This window comes from Litoreibacter sp. GN1-5 (genome assembly GCF_055693805.1).
In genome coordinates, this window is sequence record NZ_JBVFUP010000001.1 from 1,277,239 (window position 1) to 1,297,502 (window position 20,264).

The following is a 20,264-nucleotide window of genomic DNA, read 5'->3' on the forward strand; positions in this document are numbered from 1 at the left end:
TTTGCGGGCATCTTTCATTTTAAGCGATCGCATCTCTATTCAGCCGCTTTCAAATCCAATGCTGCCGCCAAAAGAGTGCGCGTATAATCAGTCTGTGGGTTGGCAAACAGGGCCACACTATCCCCATATTCCACAACGTCCCCCTGTTTCATAACCACAACCTTATGGGACAAGGCGCGCACCACGCGCAAATCGTGACTGATGAACAGATAGGCCAGCCCGTATTTCTTCTGCAGGCTGCGCAACAGCTCTACGATCTGCACCTGAACCGTCATATCCAGCGCCGATGTCGGCTCATCCAGAACTACCAACTTCGGGCGTAAGATCATGGCACGGGCGATAGCAATACGCTGCCTCTGCCCGCCTGAAAATTCGTGGGGGTAGCGATCCATCATGGATGGATCAAGGCCGACCTCGCCCATAATCTCGGCCACCATTTCGCGGCGGTTGCGGCCCGGCTCAGTCCCATGGACGCCAAGCCCTTCGGCAATGATCTGCTCTACCGTCATACGCGGCGACAGCGATCCGTAAGGGTCCTGAAACACGATCTGCATATCGGCCCGCAAAGGCCTTAGTGCTCTGGATGTAAGCCCCTGAATATCGCGCCCCAGCAGCACAATCGGCCCCTTGCTCGAGATCAGCCGCATAATGGCCAATGCCAGCGTGGTCTTGCCGGACCCGCTTTCGCCCACAATGCCCAACGTCTCGCCTGCCCTGACAGAAACGGTCGCGGCATTCACCGCTTTGATATGTCCGACCGTGCGTTTCAGTAAACCACGTTCAATCGGGAACCATATGCGCAGGTCTTTGGTGCTGACAATCTCGGGCGCGTCAACCGGCACGGGATCGGGTTGGCCGGCAGGTTCCGCCGAGAGCAGCGTTTTCGTGTAAGGATGCTGGGGCTCACGAAAGATGTCTTCCGTTGGCCCGGTTTCAACAATCTGGCCGTTTTGCATCACACAAACCCGATCCGCGATTTTACGCACCACACCAAGGTCATGAGTGATGAATAAAAGGCTCATGTTCTCGCGCGCCTTCAGATCGGCCAGCAGGTCAAGGATTTGCGCCTGAATTGTCACGTCCAGCGCCGTGGTGGGCTCATCTGCAATCAGCAGCTCTGGCCCGTTGGCCAGCGCCATGGCAATCATCACCCGCTGACGCTGCCCACCGCTGAGTTGATGCGGATAAGATGTCAGCCGCTGCTTGGGGTCGCGAATGCCAACCTTGTCCAGCAATTCGATCACACGGTCCCGCGCGGCCTGCCCGGTCAATCCCTGATGCAAAGACAGACTTTCGATGATCTGCTTTTCCAACGTGTGCAGCGGATTGAGCGAGGTCATAGGTTCCTGAAAAATGAAACTCACATCATTTCCACGCACCGCACGCAATTCTCGTTCCGAGGCTTGCGACAGGTCACGGCCATCATAGGCGATCTGACCTTGTACCGTCGCGGAGTCCGGCAAAAGCTGCACAGTGCTCAGCGCAGTCACAGATTTGCCCGACCCGCTTTCCCCGACAAGCGCTACGGTTTCGCCTTTGTTCACATGAAAGCTGACGCCTTTCACTGCTTCCGTCTCGACACCGTCCTGACGGAACGAGACGCGCAAATCTTTGACGTCTAAAAGTACGCTCATTGAAAGGTCTTTCTGGGGTCGAACGCATCGCGGATACCTTCAAAGATGAAAACCAGCAGCGACAGCATGATAGCAAAGGTAAAGAACGCTGTGAACGCCAGCCAAGGCGCTTGCAGGTTTTGCTTGGCCTGCAATGTCAGCTCACCCAGTGACGGGGCCGAGGACGGCAAACCAAAGCCCAGGAAATCAAGCGACGCCAGCAGGGCAATCGTGCCCGTGATGATGAAAGGCAGAATTGTCAGCGTCGCGACCATAGCATTTGGCAACATGTGGCGGAACATGATGGTCCAGTTCGACACGCCCAATGCCCGCGCCGCGCGGACATATTCAAAGTTACGTGCGCGCAAAAACTCGGCCCGAACCACACCTACAAGGGCGGGCCACCCAAACAGAATTGTCAGGAAGACAAGCAGCCAAAAGCTTCGCCCCAGAATAGCGAACATAATGATGATCACATAAAGCTGCGGTGTGGCCCCCCAGATTTCCAGGATGCGCTGGAAAATAAGGTCGGTCCGCCCGCCAAAAAAACCCTGCACCGCCCCGGCAATGATCCCGATGATCGAAGACGCAACGGTGACAATCAACGTAAACAGAATGGACAGCCGAAAACCATAAATGACCCGTGCTGCGACGTCGCGGGCAGAGTTATCGGTGCCCAACCAGTGCTTTGCATCGGGGGCCGACGGGGCCGTGCCGTCAATATCGTTGATCGTATTGTAGCTGTAGGGAATGACGGGGTTGAGTATCCACCCCTTCTGGATAGCCTCGCCGCCTATGTCACTGTCCTGCGCATCCTCAATGATGCCTTCGGGATCATCCCAACAGTCCTCAAGGCCGCCCGAAATGATCAGACATTGTATTTCAATATCGCGGTACACCGCTTCTGAGCGGAGATCACCGCCGAAAGCAGTCTCGGGGTAGAAATTCCAGACAGGGGTAAAATATTCACCCTGATATTTCACCAGGATCGGTTTGTCGTTGGCAATCAGCTCGGCAAAAAGCGACAAACCAAACAGCACCGAAAAAATGATCAGCGACCAGAACGCGCGTTTGTTGCGCCGGAAATTACGCCACCGCCGTTGGTTGATCGGGGATAGCTTCATGTCTCGCGGCTTTCAAAATCGATGCGCGGGTCAACGAAGACATACATCAGGTCCGACAGGATACCGATCAGCAAGCCGATCAGCCCGAAGAAATAGAGCGTGCCAAACACAACCGGATAATCCCGCGCAATTGCGGCTTCGAATCCCAGACGACCCAACCCATCAAGAGAAAAAATTGTCTCGATAATCAGAGACTGGCCGACGAATACTCCTAAGAACATACTAGGGAAACCTGCAATCACGATCAGCATAGCGTTGCGGAATACGTGGCTATAAAGCACCCGTTTCTCGGCCAGGCCTTTGGCTTTTGCAGTAATGACGTATTGTTTGTTGATTTCATCCAGAAAGCTATTCTTTGTCAGCAAGGTCAAGGTAGCAAAGGATGCAATCGTTGAAGCAATTATAGGCAGCGCAATGTGGTGAAAATAATCCAGCACTTTGCCGATTAAACTCAGGCTTTCCCAATTGTCAGACGTCAATCCACGTAGTGGAAATATCTGCCAGTAAGAACCGCCCGCAAACAGTACCAGCAACAGGATTGCGAACAGAAAACCGGGTATGGCATAGGCGACGATGATCGCGCCCGAGGTCCATGTGTCGAAAGCTGATCCATCGTTTATTGCCTTGCGAATACCCAAAGGGATCGAGACCAAATAGGCGATTAACGTGGACCACAACCCCAACGAAATAGACACAGGCAGCTTTTCAACCAATAGCTCCAGCACGCCGATAGAACGGAAATAGCTCTCGCCGAAATCAAAACGAATGTAGTTCCACATCATGTTCAGAAACCGCTCGACCGGCGGTTTGTCGAAACCGAATTCTTTTTCTAGCTCGGCGATGAAATCAGGCGGCAGGCCACGGGCACCTTGATAGTCACTGTTGTTACCAAGCTCCTCCAGGTCAGTCCCGCTGCCGGCAAAGTTTTCGAACACATCGCCAGATCCTTCGATCCGCGCGATGATCTGTTCAATCGGGCCGCCAGGAACAAACTGCGTCAACGTAAAATTGACGATCATAATACCAACCAATGTGGGGATGATCAGTAAAAGCCGTCTGAGGATATACGTGCCCATAAAAGTGCCTTACGCGTGACTATTTAAACGCGCCAGCAGCTTTTAATTCCGCAGCTTTTTCGTCGTCGTACCACCAGACATCATACAGACCAATGGCAAGTGGTGGGATTTCATCGGGGTGGCGGTAAACATCATAATAGGCCAGCCACGCCTCTTTATTATACCATTGCGGTATTGCGAAGCCTATAGACCGTAACACACGATCAAGGGCGTGAACCGATGTTTTCAAACCATCCAGCGTATTCGCAGAGATAACTGTTGGAAGAATCTTATCCACAGCTTCATTCCGCAACCGCATCAGATTACGAGAACTGTTATCGGCGGTTTTCGATGCAAACCACTGCTCTAGGCCGATGGATGGCTCAAACCCCATTTGGAAGCCCTGATTTGTAAGGTCGAAATCCCCCTTACGACGACGTTCCACATATTGTGATGTGTCGATACGTTCAAGCTTGGCGCGTATACCAATAGCGCTCAGATTTTCGACAAAAGGGTTCACGACCCGATCATAAAGCTGATTGAACTGGATAATATTCATATCCAGAACTTTACCGTCTTTACGGCGCAGGCCATCGGACCCGGTTTCCCAGCCCGCTTCATCCAACAGCTTCGACGCACGGCGCAAAACCGTCCGCGACGGTCTATTGCGGGCCTCGTCATGGATCACCGGTGCGGAAACTTTATCTGTCAGAATGTTCTCGGGCAGAAGACCATCTGCGACCAGCGGTTTCAGGATTTCCAACTCGCCTTCTGATGGGGCGCCAGAGGCCGCCAGTTCTGTATTTGACCAGAATGAGACTGGCCTGTCATAAAGCCCGGCAAAAAGCGTTTTGTTCGACCATTCGAAGTTGAACATAAGACTAACCGCTTCACGCACACGCGGATCCTGCCATGGCTCACGATCCAAATTGAACACGAATGACAAAGCCTGGCCAACTGTGCCATCCGGGATTTCTTCTTTTATCACCGTACCGTTTTGAACTTTCGGAAAGTTATATCCGTTTGCCCAGTCTTTAGCGTCGCTTTCTGCCCGAAACAGATAATCGCCCGCTTTGAATGCTTCGAAGGCTGCGGACCTGTCAGCAAAATACTCGACCCTAATCCGATCAAAATTATGACGACCAATATTGAATGGAAGATCCGCACCCCAGTAATCTGGATTGCGGGCATAAACGATCCGCCGATTATAGTCGAAACTTTCAAGAACATAAGCACCTGTGCTTAGGAATGGCTTATCGCTACTTTTATCCAGCCGCGTACCGGTTTCCTCAAACCATGCTTTTGAGAATGCCGGAGTCCCACCAGCGGCCCCAATACGGTCCCGCTTCGATGATGTTTCATTAAAAGAAAACTTGATTGTGTAAGGATCAAGAACCTCTACGTCATCAAAGAAATTTTCTACGATGCGACGGTATTCAGGAATGCCTTGTTCCAAAAACAATTTATGTGTGAACTGGATGTCTTCAGCGGTCATTGGCGACCCATCTGAAAATTTAACGTCGTCGCGCAGGTTAAATATTACGTAAGATAGGTCTTCGGGATATTCTAGCGTCGTACACAAGTAACAATAAATTCCATAAGGATCATCCGCCGTGCTTGTTAGCACGCTTTCACTACCGATCGTATTCAGAGCCGCAGCGACACCATCGCGTGCATATTGGTTGAAGCTGTCAAAATTGCCAAACGACCATGTCGACAGTTCCCCACCCTTTGGTGCATTTGGATTTACATAATCCAGATGCTCAAAATCAGGGCCGTATTTCAGTTCTCCGAAATTCGAAAACCCGTGCGACTTTATGATCTCCTCGCCACGTGCCCAGGTGGTCAGAAATACCATCAGCAGCAATGTCCAGAAACTGACCGCCAAATACCGCCTAAGTTGATTGGCGTTTGTCTGGGACAGGGCGATAGCGCGTGCGCGGGGTTTTGTCATGCGGTCTCCTCTTGGTCTTCATCTTGAAACAGCTTCAAAACACATTACACAAAAGAAGTGTCTTTCGCTCAACATTCAAGTTGATATTGCGTGATCAGGCAACGATCAGCCCGCAAATATGAAAAAGGCCGCCATTTCAGGCGGCCCTTCACGAAATGTTCAGATGGTTTTAGCCACCAATCGTCTGCAAATACGCGATCAGGTTCGCGCGATCATCGACCTTCTTCAAGCCAGCAAAGCTCATCTTTGTGCCTGGGGCCCACCCTTTCGGGTCTTCCAGAAACGCGTTCAGATTGTCAGGCGTCCATGCTTCGCTATTCCCGGTCAGTACGTCGGAATATCCAAACCCGTCTACCCCGGCAATGGCACGCCCCACGACGCTGTAAAGATGCGGTCCGGTGCCATTGGCCCCGTCCTCAAGCTTGTGGCAAGCCTTGCATTTGGAAAAAACCTTCTCGCCCTTAGCGGGGTCAGCCGTTTCCATGACAGCGGCAAAATCGACGGTTTCTTCCTCACCGCCGCTTTCGGCTTCGCCTTCTTCGACCTCAATCACATAGGCCTGAGCATGCTCTTCGCCGTGGCCACCGCCGCCGTGATAGATCAACTCTGCGGCCCATTTGCTTAGCAGAAACACCAGAAGCGATCCACAGACCGCACCCAGAACCTTCGTCATTGTCATTGTATCGAACATGATTGCGTCTTACCTCGTTTGGCACTTTGCCGGTATCTATCGTCTTCCCCTACCATTCTGCAAGGTATAGAAGGCGCGACGTAATGCCCTTTTTGCGGAAAATGCCATGACATTGAAGATTGCCTTTCAGGGAGAACCCGGTGCGTATTCGCATCAAGCCTGCGTTGAAGCCCGTCCGGACTATACGCCAATGCCCTGTGCAACCTTTGAAGATGTGATCGAGGCTGTCCGGTCAAAGACAGCAGATCTGGCGATGTTGCCGGTAGAAAATTCGACTTACGGGCGTGTGGCAGATATTCACCGGCTTCTGCCGGAAAGTGGTTTGCATATCGTGGAAGAGGCATTTCTGCGGGTCCGCATCTGCCTGATGGCCCCGCCGGGTGTGGCCTTAAGCGACATCCAGCATGTCCGCGCCCATCTGGTGCTGATACCACAGTGTCGCAATTTTCTGGCGGAAAACAACATTACCAGTGAAGCCAGTGCAGACAGCGCCGGGGCGGCAGCACATTTGGCTGAAACCCGTGAAAAAGGCGTCGGTGCCTTGGCGTCGGAATTGGCCGCGCAGACTTACGGGTTGGATGTCGTCGCCCGTGACATCGAGGACCATCACAAGAACACAACCCGGTTTCTGATCATGGCCCGCAGCCCTGACCTAAGCCGCCGTGGGTCCGGCAAGATGATCACATCCTTCGTGTTCCGCGTCCGCAACCTGCCCGCTGCGCTCTATAAGGCGATGGGTGGGTTTGCCACGAACGGCGTCAACATGACCAAGCTGGAAAGCTATATGGTAGATGGTCAATTCACTGCGACGCAGTTTTATGCTGATATTGAAGGCCATCCTGACGACGAAAACGTAAAACGCGCTCTGGAAGAGCTTGACCACTTCACCCATTCGATCACGGTGCTGGGTGTGTATCCCGCGGATCCGCAGCGCGACTAGCTGCGCATATTGCGCTTATAGCGATCTTCCATATCCCGCGCAAAATGGGAAAACCGGGTTTTGTAACGGCGGTTGAGCGTATTACGTGCCAGTTTTGCCGACTGCATCAACAACCGTGTGGATAGGGTCTTGGGGCGTATGTTCAGTTCCACACACATACGCGTGCGTTTGCGGGATAAAACCACAAGCTCGATCAGGAAAGACGATGAAATACCACTTGATTCTGCGTAATAGAGCATCTGGTTTGGCCGGTCATATTCTGACAAGATGACTTCGAAAAACCGCATCTTGCCGCGAAACTTTGCCTGCGCCTCCCATGTCATGCCTACGCCGACATCCTCGCGCGTGTCTGAGCGCACCACAGCGGCGCCATTGCGTAGCGCTGCGCGTTCAAACCCTTCGAAATCCGACAACATCTCGAATACCTGATCAATAGGTATCTCGACATCCTCCTTGGTCGAAAACTTCATTAGGCAGATACTCTTTTTGTTATTGTTCTTATGGGGTTTTACAGTTTCCGAAGCTGTCGGATCAGTCAAGGGTATCTGCAAGCCAGTTTTGCAATAGGAAATGGGCAATCGCCCCCTTTCGGGCGGGCTTCATTCTTGGGTTGGTTCCGGCAAAGGTTTCCAGCATCTCTTCGCGGTTGATCCAGATTGCATCCTCAATCTCGACCGGATCGACTGTGATGTCCTGCGTTTCGGCCTGACCGTGGCAGCCAATCATCAAAGAGGCCGGAAACGCCCAAGGCTGTGACGCCAGATAACTGACCTGACCGACCCGAATGCCCGCCTCTTCAAAAACTTCGCGGCGCACGGCAGCCTCAATCGTCTCGCCCGGCTCCACAAAACCCGCAAGGCAGGAGTACATACCCTCGGGCCATCCTGGCGAGCGTCCCATCAGAACCGAATTCCCGTGGGTGATCAACATGATCACCACCGGGTCCGTGCGGGGAAAATGGTGCCGGTCGCAATCCGGGCAATCCCGTTGCCAACCGCCCATCGCGATATGACTCTTTGCGCCACAATACGCGCAAAACCCATGGGTTTCATGCCAGCCAAGCACGGCCTTGGCGGTGGCAATAAGTTCTGCGGTGCGAGCATCCAGCGCCGTCATGATCCCGCGCAGCTCGCAAAACCGGTGATCGTCTGGGGTGTCGGGATGCTGCTGCTCGGACGGATCAAGAAACGCGCCCAGCGTGTCGACCTCTTCCTGCGGCTCCCAGCCTGAAATGTCGCGGGCAAAGCGCGCCACACCATCATCAAGCCCCAGAAAAACCGCAGGCTCATCGGCATGTCCAAAGATATCGTGATCTGTGGGCAGCCAAGCTGCACGCGCCCAACCTTCCCCCACAACCATCGGCTTGCCCCGCCATATGGGCAGAACGCCTGTGGTCTTGGCCCGCAGCAAATCACCAAGCTGGCCTGCATCGCCGCGCAGATGCGCAGCCCGATCCAGCCCCGATCCCCCGAAAGTCACCGTTTCAGCATGTTTCACCTGGTATTCCCTTCCCCGTCTTCCCTTAACCGGCAGCACCCATTTGGCCTTCTGCCACGGGTCACACGGCTTGGCAAACACCATAGCTTGCACGACTCAGCCCCAGCCCCTATATGCAGTCACGAGAGGTTGGCGCGGGCAAGTGCCTCGCCAACCTGGTCAGGTCCGGAAGGAAGCAGCCACAACGAGCCCCACTTGGGTCGATGTCCAGCCTCTCACCCTACGTTTTGAATTTTAAAAAATTCAAAATAAGTGCGGCAGGTGATTTTTATGAAAATCACCGAAAAGCACACGGTTATAACGGTTATAATTGAGTCCCTACCCCACAACCTGCCCGAGATACCGCGCAGCCCAATCCGCCAGAAATTCCGACATATCAGGCTCTCCGGCCAGCTCAATGGCGCGTTTCGGCAAGGCGACCCCTTCTTCCAAGGCCAGCTTCGCACAGCCGATATGATCCCGCACCGCGCGGTCGGGCGCATTCTCGGACCCATGAATGATCGTGCTAAGCAGGGTCCCGCCATAGTTGTTTACATGCGACAGGTCAGGCATCAAAGATAGCAGATACCCCATCATCTCGGGCAATCCTTCCCAACCGGCCACCTGCACCGCCGTTAAACCTTCGGCGTCAGGGCGATCATATTCCACGCCCAAGGCAACAAGGGCTTTCACATGCGCAAGCTTGTCCGGCAAATGCAAGATCATGCGTATGATGTTGCGATAATCCGCGGGAAGAGTATCCACGTTTATGAAGTGGCCACCTGATATCCCGTCTGCGGCATCCGCAAGCATCCTCTCTACAGGGCTTAACTCATGGGCCCCGCCCCGATCTTCAATCGCCTTGGCCAACACCGCGTTACCGAACACCCGCGCATAGCTATACGCGCTGAGACCCTGATAACGACGCGTCAGGTCCGCGCCTGCACCCAGCAGAATGTCGATCATCTTCTTATCCGACATACGCCTTGCGGCCTGATGCAAGGCAGGCACAACCCAAGGGGCTTCCCCGCCTACGGGGGTGCCGTCGAAATCATCCACATCAGCGCCCGCATCAAGCAACATTTGCACCGCCTTGTGGTCATGGAAATCCATCGCCCTGAGCAATGCGTTTGTGCCCTTCGGGTCCGCCCCGTAGGCCAGCAACATCTGCAAGCCCTCGTGATGACCCAGCTCCGTCGAATGATAAAGCGACTCGCCATCATTCGGGTCTGCGCCATTCTCAAGCAACCAGCGGGCCAGAACCATATTATTCGCATGCCCAATGGCCCCGTAAAGCGCTGAAAGCGGATGATCATTGTCCGACGCAACAGGCATTGTGTCTGCCACATCCGCCCCGTAATCGACCAGCATCTGCGCAATCGCCAACATATCCGGCGCAAGATCGGGCCGGGCATGGATATACCGCGAAAAGGCCAGATGCAGCATCGGGCGGCGCGGTCCCAAAGGTGTCACAGCCGCTTTGGCATCCGTAGCCAATGCCGCGTCAACCGCCCGCCTGTCATAGAGCGCGATCTCAAGCCCTAACACCCCTTTTGCCAGATCGGGCGTATCCCACAGCAAATGCTGCACCACATGCATCTGCCCGTGATAGAGCGCGATTTTCAGCCGTTGTTGCTTGGCCGCGCGATCCAGGCCCATCGTCTCGGCCGCCAGTTTCAGCCTGGGCCAGCTCTCGAAATTCTGCTCCCGCGCGATGACGTGCAGAAAATCCGCATGGCGCAGCTCTTTGCGCGTCACGGGATGTTGCCGCAGCCGTTCAGCAGCGGCGGGATCACCCGCTTCATAGGATTTACGCAAACGCCGCGCAGCACGGCGCAATTTGTCAAGGGAATTGTCCATCGGTTTCCTCTCGATCACCCCGATGATCCGCTACCCGGGAAGAGAAAAACCGCAAATGTCGGTCTTTTTAGAAATGAGGGAGTGCGCAAGGCGCTGTCCGCGGATCAGGATGCCGCTCCAACCGGCATGTAGATCATAACGCCGATGAGAGATATCCGCAAGCCGGGGAAAGAGCGGATCGCTATGCTAAGATATAGTTGGTGCCTGTGGTGAATTGATCCAAGGTCAATGTTGCGGGCTTAGTTGTCGTTGCGTTTTGCATAGTCTCACAGTAATCAACGCAGCTAGCCTTCAATCTATTGGGGTTTCGATGGAACGCAACAACGACTTCTACTTTAATGTTCGCCTGTTGATCCGGCATCCCGCGATTGATCCCGGCGATATCACGAATGGTCTTGGTCTTGAGCCGGAGACTTCATGGAAGGTTGGCGATCAACGTTTAACCCCAATTGGTCGAACTCTTGCCAGAAAACGGTCCTGTACGGTCTGGTCATTCAGCTGGCAAAAGACTGGCGATAGGCGGTTTTTTTCGTTCGTGGAGAGTGTTTTGGATACGCTAGCTCCTAATACCGCTCTCTTCCGGCGAATTTTTGAAGAGGGCGGGGAAACGCAGATTATTGTTGAGCTGTTTGGAAAGATTAACGTCGGTGATACTGCCGATGTCGATCTCATGAAGCGGCTTTTGGATATGGATATCCAGCTGGGAGTTGAGGTTTTTCCAGAATGGACTGCAGCCGAGCAAGCAGTGTTTCTTTCTGCGGATCGGAACGGCAAGCATTCTTAATATTGGGGGTAACTGTGGGCTCGCAGGCGACATCAATTTAAGACTAAAAACATCGCCTTGACCAAACATCAAAAACCCAGCGTTCAAACCCAAATGCAACAGGTGGACGTTGCCGCTGACCGGGCTTAATCTCTGACGGCAGCGAATCCGGGGACCTTATGAGCGACGCACCACAAGAATATCAGGTACTGGCGCGCAAGTACCGACCGGCCACCTTCGCCGACCTGATCGGGCAGGACGCCATGGTCCGCACCCTGAAAAACGCCTTTGAGGCGGGGCGCATCGCGCAGGCCTTTATCATGACCGGCATCAGGGGCACCGGGAAGACCACCACCGCCCGGATTATCGCCAAGGGGATGAACTGCATCGGCCCCGACGGCTCTGGTGGTCCGACGACAGAGCCCTGCGGGACGTGCGAGCATTGCACAGCCATCGCGGAAGGTCGCCATGTGGACGTGATGGAGATGGACGCGGCCTCGCGCACGGGCGTGGGCGACATCCGGGAAATCATTGACAGCGTGCATTACCGCGCAGCCTCGGCCCGCTACAAGATTTACATCATTGATGAAGTTCACATGCTGTCGACAAGCGCGTTCAATGCGCTGCTCAAGACGCTTGAAGAACCGCCCGAGCACGTCAAATTCATCTTCGCTACGACCGAAATTCGCAAAGTTCCTGTCACGGTCCTGTCCCGCTGCCAGCGGTTCGATCTGCGCCGGATCGAACCGGAGGTGATGATCGCCCATTTGCGCGGCATTGCCGAAAAGGAAGGCGCACAGATCGCGGACGACGCGCTGGCGCTTATCACACGGGCCGCCGAAGGCTCTGTCCGCGACGCGATGAGCCTGATGGATCAGGCGATTTCCCATGGCGCGGGCGAGACAACGGCAGCGCAGGTGCGCGCCATGCTGGGTCTGGCCGACAGGGGCGCGTGCTGGACCTGTTCGACCTGATCATGAAGGGTGACGCCGCTGGCGCTTTGCAAGAACTGTCGTCGCAATATGCTGACGGGGCTGATCCCATGGCCGTGTTGCGCGATCTGGCCGAAATCACGCATTGGGTCAGCGTTATCAAGATCACACCCGAAGCCGCCGAGGATCCTACCGTTGGCCCGGATGAACGGACGCGCGGCCAAGCGATGGCCAGTGCCTTGCCCATGCGGGCCATGACGCGGATGTGGCAATTGCTGCTTAAGGCGCTGGAAGAGGTCGCCGCCGCCCCGAACGCCATGATGGCCGCCGAAATGGCGGTGATCCGGCTGACCCACATGGCCGACCTGCCCTCACCCGAGGAACTGGTGCGCAAACTACAGGACACGCCACCGCCTCCAAACCCCAGCGGCGGCGGTAGCCCCCTCGCCCGGCACGACCACGGCCCGCGCCACAAGCGCCTCGGTTCCAGTGCGCGGCACGGTCTCTGCTGGTGGCCCCGCAACCGCATTGGCGCAGGATCCTGAACAGACCCTGTCGCGCTTTGTCACTTTCGCCCATGTGGTCGATCTGATCCGTGCCAATCGTGACGTCAAACTGCTGGTCGAGGTCGAGACGACCTTGCAGCTTGCGAAATACGCACCCGGTCGGATCGAGTTTGTCCCGACCGAGAACGCGCCAAGCGATCTTGCCGCCAAGCTTGGCGCGCGCTTGCAGCAATGGACCGGCAACCGCTGGGCCGTGACCGTCGTGAACGAAGGCGGCGCGCCCACCATCGCCGCCGAGCGTGACGCCGAGGAAAACGCCCTGAAGGCCGAAGCCAGCAAACATCCCATGATGCAGGCGGTTATCGCTGCATTTCCCGGCGCGCAGATCACACAGATTACAACCCCTGAAGACCTGGCCCAGGAAGCCGCCATAGAAGCCCTGCCCGAAGTCGACGAGGAATGGGACCCGTTTGAAGACGATTGATTTCTGCTGGGCGCAAAACATCAGATGAGTTTGCCCCATGCTGTTCAAAGTGTAGGCGGTGGCGAATGGCGGAAACGTGTCCATAGCGTCTGTCACCACTTACGCCCCAATTGGCTGCTTTTGCAATTTATAGGGAAATATATGCTGGTGCAGGGGGTGTACTATCATGTGCTGGACGCCTTATTTTGGCCGTTCAGGTCAATTATTTGGGCACCGTGGAAAGACGAAGGAGTACTGCGATGGAACAGAAAATTGATGAGATACCTGCGAAATTTGGGCTCGTCGGATTTATGCTGGGGATTGTAAGTCTTGTAGTTATTCTCATACAATTTTCCGCATTTTTTGAACCACAAGAGAAGAGTAGCGGTATAGTCATTGGCGAAATTGCAGCCGACATAAAGCAATCAGCCGCTCGCGCACTATCCGGAGAACCAGCGCCAGAGCCTACTCCGCTTCCCGAGATTACAGTCGATTCATCACGATTGCGGCGCTCTGTGCAGCCGGTATTGCCGTCGTGCTAGGTGGCATTGGACTATACCGAAACGAACCACACCGGCTTCCATATATGGCTGTCGGGATCGGCGTTTCAGCATTTATTATGCAATATGTGTTCTGGTTGGCGGTCCTGATCTGCGGCGTTGCCCTGCTCATCAGTATCATTGGTAATCTTGATGGTATTTTCGATTAAGGTACAGAAAATATAACTGCGAAAGCAGACTTCCACTTTCCATCACGGAACGGAAGCTTCGTCCCTCACACCAGCCCTCGGGCTGGAAACACCTGACATCACACCAAAACTCCCCGACAGACCAACGCGTTTGCATTCAGAAAACCCGCGGCATCACGCCAAAGCTGCGCGACGCACCACAACACAGCCACTCCGGTTGCGACAGGTTACACGGAAACGCCCGTCGCCCGTCTCTATTCGCCTTGTTATACATCCCTGCACGCCCTATCTTTGCGCGAACAATCCATATGAAGGAGAACATGGATGCTGAAAGGTTTGGGCGGGCTGGGCGATTTGGCTGGAATGGCGAAAAAAGCTCAGGAAATGCAAACAAAAATGGCGCAGATGCAGGAAGATCTGGCCAGCATGACCGTGGTTGGCGAAAGCGGCGCGGGGCTGGTGAAAGCAACGGCAACCGCCAAGGGTGATCTGACAGCGCTGGATATTAATCCGTCGATTTTCAACCCGGACGAGAAAGAAGTCGTTGAAGACCTGATCTTGGCTGCGATCAAGGATGCGCAGGCCAAAGGGGCCGAAAAGGCGCAGGAAGAAATGGGCAAGCTGCAAGAAGGTCTGGGCCTTCCCCCTGGCATGAAGCTGCCGTTCTAGGACGGGCGGGTTGAACACCACAACCAAGGACATCGACGCCCTGATCGAGATGATGGCGAAGCTGCCGGGGCTTGGACCCCGGTCCGCCCGCAGAGCCGTGCTGCATATGATCAAAAAGCGCAGCCTGCTGATGATGCCTCTGGCCGATGTGCTGCAAACCGTTGCCGCTACGGCGCGCGAGTGCCTAAACTGCGGCAATATCGGTACGACTGATATTTGCAATATCTGCGCATCTGAAAAGCGCGCAACGGGCGAGGTGTGTGTTGTGGAAGATGTCGCTGATCTCTGGGCGATGGAGCGTGGGCAAGTCTTCAAAGGCCGCTACCACGTGCTGGGCGGCACGCTGTCAGCCCTTGATGCCATCGGCCCGGACGAGCTGCGCATCCCGAAGCTGCTGGACCGCATCGCCAGCGAGAATATCACCGAAGTGATCCTTGCCCTGAACGCCACAATAGATGGGCAAACCACAGCCCATTACATCGCCGACCAGCTTGAGACCCGCCAGATCACCGTAACATCCCTCGCCCAAGGCGTGCCCATCGGCGGAGAGCTGGATTACCTTGATGACGGCACAATCTCGGCCGCCCTGAATGCCCGCAAAGCAATTTAAGAATTAGCGCGGGCTTCAGCCCGCCACCCGTAGCTGATCAACCAAATCCACCAAACCGCCCAAATCCTGCAACACCCTGAACCGCGGATGCCCAGTGGGGGCGTCGGCTTTCTCGATTTCCCATTCATAGCGTGCGGGAACATGCACTCCCCAGCCACCTGCATCAATCGCGGGGACAACGTCGGATTTCATCGAATTGCCCACCATCATCGCGCGGTCTGGCCCATGCCCGTGGCGCATGAAAGCGCGGATATAGGTTTGCGGCACCTTGTCCGAGACGATCTCGACCGCATCAAACATATCCCCCAAACCGGATTGCGCCAGTTTCCGTTCCTGATCCAGCAAATCCCCTTTTGTGATCAGAACCAGCCTGTAATCTGCCGCCAAAGCCTTCACGGCCTCGCGCGCATGGGGCAGAAGGTGGATCGGATGCGACAGCATCTCTTGCCCGACCGCTATGATTTCCGAGATCACCGAGGCAGGCACACGTTCCTCTGTCACCTCGATCGCCGTTTCGATCATGGACAGCATGAAACCCTTGATGCCGAACCCGTATTGCCCAAGATTACGCCGCTCGGCCTGTAAAAGCCGGTCTGCCAGATGTTCCTTCTCGGCATAATCGGCCAGCAGCCCTGCGAATCGATCTTCTGTCAGGCGAAAGAACTCTTCATTCTGCCACAGCGTATCATCCGCATCGAAGCCAATTGTTGTAATCATTTGTACCATCTTAACCGATACACCCCTTTCCTGAGCCGATGCTTCCCTTATATAGTAAGGTCAGCCCACCGAAAGATGCACAAAGGCAGACGCGTGACACCGTTCAAAATAACCATGTCGGACCAGAATGATGACGGCGACAGCGAAGCTGCGGTCATTACAGCGACAAAGCCCAAGACGAAGCGCCCGCCTATGTATAAGGTGCTGCTGTTGAACGACGACTATACGCCTATGGAATTCGTCGTTCTGGTGTTGGAGCGGTTCTTTGGCCTCAACCACGCACAATCGGTTGAAATCATGCTGACCGTACACAAGAAAGGTGTGGCTGTGGTCGGTGTCTTCGCCTTCGAGATTGCCGAGACCAAAGTGGCACAAGTCATGGATTTCGCCCGCCGCAATCAGCACCCGCTGCAATGCACCATGGAGAAAGAGTAGGCGCGCTGCCTGCTGAAACCTTATCCCATGACAGATGCCCGCCTGACCTTGGCCCTGAACAAAGGTCTGTTACAGCTTCCCCCCGGCCCCGTAGCTTTCATCAATGCCGCCGGCGAGGTGGATTTGTCGGGCATAGAGATGTCCCGTATTCAGGCCAGCCAGGGCTTCTTCCCGGACTACACATGTTTGCAGCAACGCGGCTTGTCTGTAGCAGCCACACCGCAAGCACAGGTTGCAAGCAGCCTGATCCATTGCCACCGGTCCAAACCGGCAACGCTGGATTTCATCGCGCAAGCCCTACGCCTGACTGATCCGGGCGGGTTGATCCTGATTGACGGGGCCAAGACCAACGGTATTGAAAGCATCACAAAAGAGGTCCGCAAGCTGTTCACGCTGACCGACAGCTATTCCAAGGCTCATGGCAAGCTGATCTGGTTTAGTCGCCCTGAAACGCTTCCTGATCTCGACCACTGGTCCGCAAAACCAACCCGAACAGCAGACGGCTTTATCACCTATCCCGGCGTCTTCTCGGCCGAGACTATCGATAAAGGCTCCGCCTTTTTGACTGAAACGCTGCCACCGCTGAAAGGCCGCGTCGCTGATTTGGGTGCTGGTTGGGGGTATCTGGCCGCAACCGTTTTGCGCCACGAAACTGTCACCGCACTTGATTTGATCGAGGCAGACTATCGCGCGATTGAAGCCGCCAAACAGAACATCACCGACCCGCGCGCGGCCTTTCACTGGACAGACGCGCTGACCTATGACGCAGCGCAATATGATGCCGTTGTCAGCAACCCGCCTTTCCATACCAGCCGCAAGGCCGATCCTGCCTTGGGTCAGGCGTTTATCCGCAAAGCTGCCCGACTTCTGACCCCACAGGGTCAATTCTGGATGGTAGCAAACCGTAACCTGCCCTATGAACAAACGCTGACCGATCATTTCCAGCAGTTTGAGACCGTGACACAAACCGGCGGGTTCAAGGTGATCTGCGCCCGCAAACCCAAAACTGGTCGCCCCCGGCGCTGAGTTCGCCTAACCTACCTCAAAATACCGGAGAACCCATGTCCTTTTCCATCGCAGGTAAGACCGCCATCATCACCGGAGCCGCCAATGGGGTTGGCCTCGCTATTGCCCGGCATTTCGTTGAGAAAGGCGCGCGCGTCATGATGGCCGACCGGGATGAGGCAAACCTCAAGGACGAATTGGAAAACCATGCGAACGACGAAGAGAATGTGCGGATATTCTCTTGCGATATAAGAGAAAAATTGAGCCAAGCCAACTTGTTATCAGCCACTCTTGATGCGTTTGATCGGGTGGATATCCTCGTCAATGCCTCCCGTCAGGTGCTAACCACTGATCCAATGGACGACGACGATGACAGCGTTACAACGCTTCTCCAGCAAAACCTGATGTCCAGCCTGCGCCTAAGTCAGCTAATCGCCAAACGGATGATCAAACAATCCGAGGATGAATCAGATGACACCGCACCCGTTGGTGCCATTGTAAATCTGTCCTCCATCGCTGCGCGACGCACACGCCCCGGTTTAATGGGGTTTTCCATAGCGACTGCCGCGATGGATCAGATGACCCGCACCATGGCAATTGCACTGGCACCGCACCGTATTCGGGTCAACGCCGTTGCCTTTGGCAGCGTGATGAGCGCCAGTTTGCAGAATGCGTTGAAAGATACGGACGGGCTTCGTGATGATATTCTGGATCACACGCCGCTCAGCCGGATCGCCAATGCAGGTGAATTGGCCGAGGCCGTGCAATTCCTGTGTTCAGATGCAGCAGGTTTCGTGACGGGGCAGATCATGACAGTCGATGGCGGACGCACATTGCTGGACCCGGTTGAAACGGCAGCCCATTAAAACAAACCTCTGACTTATCCGTCCCCGCCCAACAACGTGCCAGCATCGAAGCGACCGAAGTTCCGCAGGATTTGACGAATGAAGGTCACATCGCGCACGGTGGTCTCGGTCACGCGGCGCGACAAGGCCACGACACGGCCCCGTTCCAGGCCGAAGCGCTCGATGTTCTGAACGACGCCCTGATCATCAAAGGTGACGGCGACCACCTGCCGGTCTATCTCTTGCGGTTTTTTGTAGGCGTAGTGCCGCACAGAGCTTCCGACATAGTACCAGGCCCCTTCCTGCAACACACCAGACGTTGAGGGGCGGCCAACAGATTCTTCAACACTATCGCGGGTATCGACACCGACAATCACATTCTGAAGGTCTTCATCGCTGGGGGCATAGCCATGATTGCGGATAATCTCAGAGCACGCAGCAACAAGCCCAAGGGCCATAACTGCAAAAAGCTTTACCAGCCCTTTTACCCGTTGGTTTGACAACCGGCTCATCATTACCCCATGTCACTTGCACTCATCTCCTGTCACGGCTTACAGAAGGTCGCGGGAAGGTTCAAGAAAGATACAACAGGCCAACACATGACCAAGGATCACATTTTGCGTGTCGCAGAGCTGCGCCCGAACAGCAGCACCAAGGTGCAGCTGACCCCGGATGCCACCACCCTGAAAAAGCTGGCGCAGGAACTGGATCTGCTGGATTTGCGCAAGATGACATTCACAGGGACGCTCAAAGCGCAAGGCAAAGCAGATTGGCTGCTGACAGGGCATCTGGGCGCGACAGTGGTGCAACCCTGTGTGGTCACATTGCAGCCCGTCACCACACGGATCGAAGAAGACCTGCGCCGCGTGTTTCTAGCAGATTGGCAGGAGCCCGAAGACGCCGAGACCGAAATGAATGACGATGACACGATCGAACCGCTTGGCAGCACTATCGATATTTTGCAAACCGCGACCGAAACACTGGCATTGGCCCTGCCTCTCTACCCCAAAACCGAAGGCGCCGTTCTGGGTCAAACCGTCTTCGCAGAAGATGGCGTAACGCCCTTAAGCGATGAGACAGCAAAACCCTTCGCCAGCCTTGCAGACCTCAAGAAACAGTTGGAAGGTGATAGCTAACAGGCGCGCCTGATCTTATTAATCAGGATTTGCCTGCAAATCCTTTCGGCTTGAAACGAACTTTTGCCTCAGGCCCACGTGGGTCCAAATCATAAAGCATCTCGCGTCTGGAAAGATACCCGCGCCATGTCTTCTCAGGATAAGTACTGATTTTTATACTATGTTGCTTATTCATGACCTGCCCGAGTTTCTGGACAAGAACCCCACTACCATTCGAGCTATTCGCAGCAATAACATCACGAATTTTCCGATCAAGATCCTTTATATCCTGCACCTTGGCTTTCATTGGCACAGGCTTCGCTTTAGGCAGTTTCGCCCCAATCACTTTGAATCTCGAACAGGCAGCCCGAAATATCTCTGGCGTTTTTGCTTCACCGATACCAACGACATTTATCCCACGCTCTCGCAGGCGAGTTGCGAGATGGGTGAAATCTTGATCAGAGCTTGCAATCACAACCGTTTCAAAAGCCTTCGAAAGGGCTGCTTCCATTGCCTCGATAACTATCAGCATATCGGTGGCGTTCTTACCTGACCCAGAATGGATGAGATTATACCCTATAGTCTCTTGCCAAGGTGAAATTTTACAAACATTGCTGTAGACGCGCAGTATATCAACTTGACCATATTCACTTGCGGTCTTCTCGATCACAGGCGCATAACCTGCACTTATGTTTTCGCCATCCACAAACACTGCGACACGTGCTGTCATACGGCCTCCGGAAATTCACTCTGAACCAATATTACAGATATGAAATGGTAATCTGACAGAATTGGGGCGGATC

General features: G+C 54.7%; 20 protein-coding genes, 1 other RNA gene and 1 pseudogene. 11 read left to right on the forward strand and 11 right to left on the reverse strand.

Annotation, left to right across the window (positions count from 1 at the left end; genetic code table 11):
- Positions 1-35 precede the first annotated feature (35 nt).
- The 5 genes from ACZ1HF_RS06655 to ACZ1HF_RS06675 form a co-directional block, all read right to left on the reverse strand.
- On the reverse strand, positions 36-1,634 hold the full coding sequence (locus tag ACZ1HF_RS06655; RefSeq protein WP_472656758.1) for an ABC transporter ATP-binding protein: 1,599 nt from the start codon (positions 1,632-1,634) through the stop codon (positions 36-38).
- The gene (locus tag ACZ1HF_RS06660; protein WP_472656759.1) at positions 1,631-2,737 is read right to left on the reverse strand and encodes an ABC transporter permease; all 1,107 of its coding nucleotides are present in this window, start codon (positions 2,735-2,737) and stop codon (positions 1,631-1,633) included. Before ACZ1HF_RS06660 ends, ACZ1HF_RS06655 begins: the two co-directional genes overlap by 4 nt.
- Positions 2,734-3,813 carry a microcin C ABC transporter permease YejB gene (locus ACZ1HF_RS06665; RefSeq protein WP_472656760.1) on the reverse strand — a complete coding sequence of 360 codons (1,080 nt, stop codon included), beginning with the start codon at positions 3,811-3,813 and terminating at the stop codon, positions 2,734-2,736. Before ACZ1HF_RS06665 ends, ACZ1HF_RS06660 begins: the two co-directional genes overlap by 4 nt.
- Before the next feature lie 19 nt (positions 3,814-3,832).
- Positions 3,833-5,746: an extracellular solute-binding protein gene (locus tag ACZ1HF_RS06670; protein ID WP_472656761.1), complete on the reverse strand. Its 1,914-nt coding sequence runs from the start codon at positions 5,744-5,746 to the stop codon at positions 3,833-3,835.
- 169 nt (positions 5,747-5,915) lie between these two features.
- A complete protein-coding gene (locus ACZ1HF_RS06675) occupies positions 5,916-6,437 on the reverse strand; it encodes a c-type cytochrome (RefSeq protein WP_472656762.1) in 522 nt (173 codons plus the stop codon).
- Positions 6,438-6,543: 106 nt separating this feature from the next.
- Between ACZ1HF_RS06675 and ACZ1HF_RS06680 the strand changes: the two genes are divergently transcribed.
- A complete protein-coding gene (locus ACZ1HF_RS06680; protein WP_472656763.1) occupies positions 6,544-7,377 on the forward strand; it encodes a prephenate dehydratase in 834 nt (277 codons plus the stop codon).
- On the opposite strand, the gene ACZ1HF_RS06685 is transcribed toward ACZ1HF_RS06680, so the two are convergent.
- Positions 7,374-7,847, reverse strand: a complete 474-nt coding sequence (locus ACZ1HF_RS06685) for an SRPBCC family protein (RefSeq protein ID WP_472656764.1) — start codon at positions 7,845-7,847, stop codon at positions 7,374-7,376. The genes ACZ1HF_RS06680 and ACZ1HF_RS06685 overlap by 4 nt on opposite strands.
- A gap of 61 nt (positions 7,848-7,908) precedes the next feature.
- Positions 7,909-8,874 carry an NAD(+) diphosphatase gene (gene nudC / locus ACZ1HF_RS06690; protein WP_472656765.1) on the reverse strand — a complete coding sequence of 322 codons (966 nt, stop codon included), beginning with the start codon at positions 8,872-8,874 and terminating at the stop codon, positions 7,909-7,911.
- 122 nt (positions 8,875-8,996) lie between these two features.
- Between nudC and ffs the strand changes: the two genes are divergently transcribed.
- An RNA gene (ffs, locus tag ACZ1HF_RS06695) (signal recognition particle sRNA small type) lies at positions 8,997-9,095 on the forward strand.
- Positions 9,096-9,192: 97 nt separating this feature from the next.
- On the opposite strand, the gene ACZ1HF_RS06700 is transcribed toward ffs, so the two are convergent.
- Entirely contained in the window at positions 9,193-10,713 is a 1,521-nt protein-coding gene (locus ACZ1HF_RS06700) for an ankyrin repeat domain-containing protein (protein ID WP_472656766.1), read from the reverse strand.
- Between the two features lie 310 nt (positions 10,714-11,023).
- On the opposite strand from ACZ1HF_RS06700, the gene ACZ1HF_RS06705 reads away from it, so the two are divergent.
- The 5 genes and pseudogenes from ACZ1HF_RS06705 (at position 11,024) to recR (ending at position 15,344) form a co-directional block, all read left to right on the forward strand.
- Positions 11,024-11,497, forward strand: a complete 474-nt coding sequence (locus tag ACZ1HF_RS06705; protein ID WP_472656767.1) for a DUF4279 domain-containing protein — start codon at positions 11,024-11,026, stop codon at positions 11,495-11,497.
- A 158-nt stretch (positions 11,498-11,655) separates the two neighbouring features.
- Positions 11,656-13,398 (forward strand): annotated as a pseudogene (locus tag ACZ1HF_RS06710) (DNA polymerase III subunit gamma/tau).
- Positions 13,399-13,637: 239 nt separating this feature from the next.
- Positions 13,638-13,919 carry a hypothetical protein gene (locus ACZ1HF_RS06715; protein WP_472656768.1) on the forward strand — a complete coding sequence of 94 codons (282 nt, stop codon included), beginning with the start codon at positions 13,638-13,640 and terminating at the stop codon, positions 13,917-13,919.
- 470 nt (positions 13,920-14,389) lie between these two features.
- Positions 14,390-14,734 (forward strand): YbaB/EbfC family nucleoid-associated protein, encoded by a 345-nt coding sequence (locus ACZ1HF_RS06720; RefSeq protein WP_472656769.1) that lies wholly within the window; start codon positions 14,390-14,392, stop codon positions 14,732-14,734.
- Positions 14,735-14,744: 10 nt separating this feature from the next.
- Entirely contained in the window at positions 14,745-15,344 is a 600-nt protein-coding gene (gene recR / locus ACZ1HF_RS06725) for a recombination mediator RecR (protein WP_472656770.1), read from the forward strand.
- A 15-nt stretch (positions 15,345-15,359) separates the two neighbouring features.
- On the opposite strand, the gene ACZ1HF_RS06730 is transcribed toward recR, so the two are convergent.
- Entirely contained in the window at positions 15,360-16,070 is a 711-nt protein-coding gene (locus tag ACZ1HF_RS06730) for an HAD family hydrolase (RefSeq protein ID WP_472656771.1), read from the reverse strand.
- Between the two features lie 105 nt (positions 16,071-16,175).
- Between ACZ1HF_RS06730 and clpS the strand changes: the two genes are divergently transcribed.
- Genes clpS through ACZ1HF_RS06745 form a run of 3 tightly spaced genes read left to right on the forward strand, consistent with a single transcriptional unit; the run spans position 16,176 to position 18,367 of the window.
- Positions 16,176-16,496: an ATP-dependent Clp protease adapter ClpS gene (gene clpS / locus ACZ1HF_RS06735; protein WP_472658996.1), complete on the forward strand. Its 321-nt coding sequence runs from the start codon at positions 16,176-16,178 to the stop codon at positions 16,494-16,496.
- Positions 16,497-16,523: 27 nt separating this feature from the next.
- On the forward strand, positions 16,524-17,522 hold the full coding sequence (locus ACZ1HF_RS06740; RefSeq protein WP_472656772.1) for a class I SAM-dependent methyltransferase: 999 nt from the start codon (positions 16,524-16,526) through the stop codon (positions 17,520-17,522).
- 35 nt (positions 17,523-17,557) lie between these two features.
- Positions 17,558-18,367, forward strand: a complete 810-nt coding sequence (locus tag ACZ1HF_RS06745) for an SDR family NAD(P)-dependent oxidoreductase (RefSeq protein WP_472656773.1) — start codon at positions 17,558-17,560, stop codon at positions 18,365-18,367.
- Between the two features lie 14 nt (positions 18,368-18,381).
- Here ACZ1HF_RS06745 and ACZ1HF_RS06750 read toward each other — a convergent pair whose 3' ends face one another.
- Entirely contained in the window at positions 18,382-18,858 is a 477-nt protein-coding gene (locus tag ACZ1HF_RS06750; RefSeq protein WP_472658997.1) for an outer membrane protein assembly factor BamE, read from the reverse strand.
- A gap of 87 nt (positions 18,859-18,945) precedes the next feature.
- Here ACZ1HF_RS06750 and ACZ1HF_RS06755 point away from each other — a divergent pair, with 87 nt between their 5' ends.
- Positions 18,946-19,482: a YceD family protein gene (locus ACZ1HF_RS06755; RefSeq protein ID WP_472656774.1), complete on the forward strand. Its 537-nt coding sequence runs from the start codon at positions 18,946-18,948 to the stop codon at positions 19,480-19,482.
- Between the two features lie 22 nt (positions 19,483-19,504).
- Here ACZ1HF_RS06755 and ACZ1HF_RS06760 read toward each other — a convergent pair whose 3' ends face one another.
- Positions 19,505-20,173, reverse strand: coding sequence for an NYN domain-containing protein (locus tag ACZ1HF_RS06760; protein WP_472656775.1), 669 nt, complete (start codon positions 20,171-20,173; stop codon positions 19,505-19,507).
- Between the last annotated feature and the right edge of the window lie 91 nt (positions 20,174-20,264).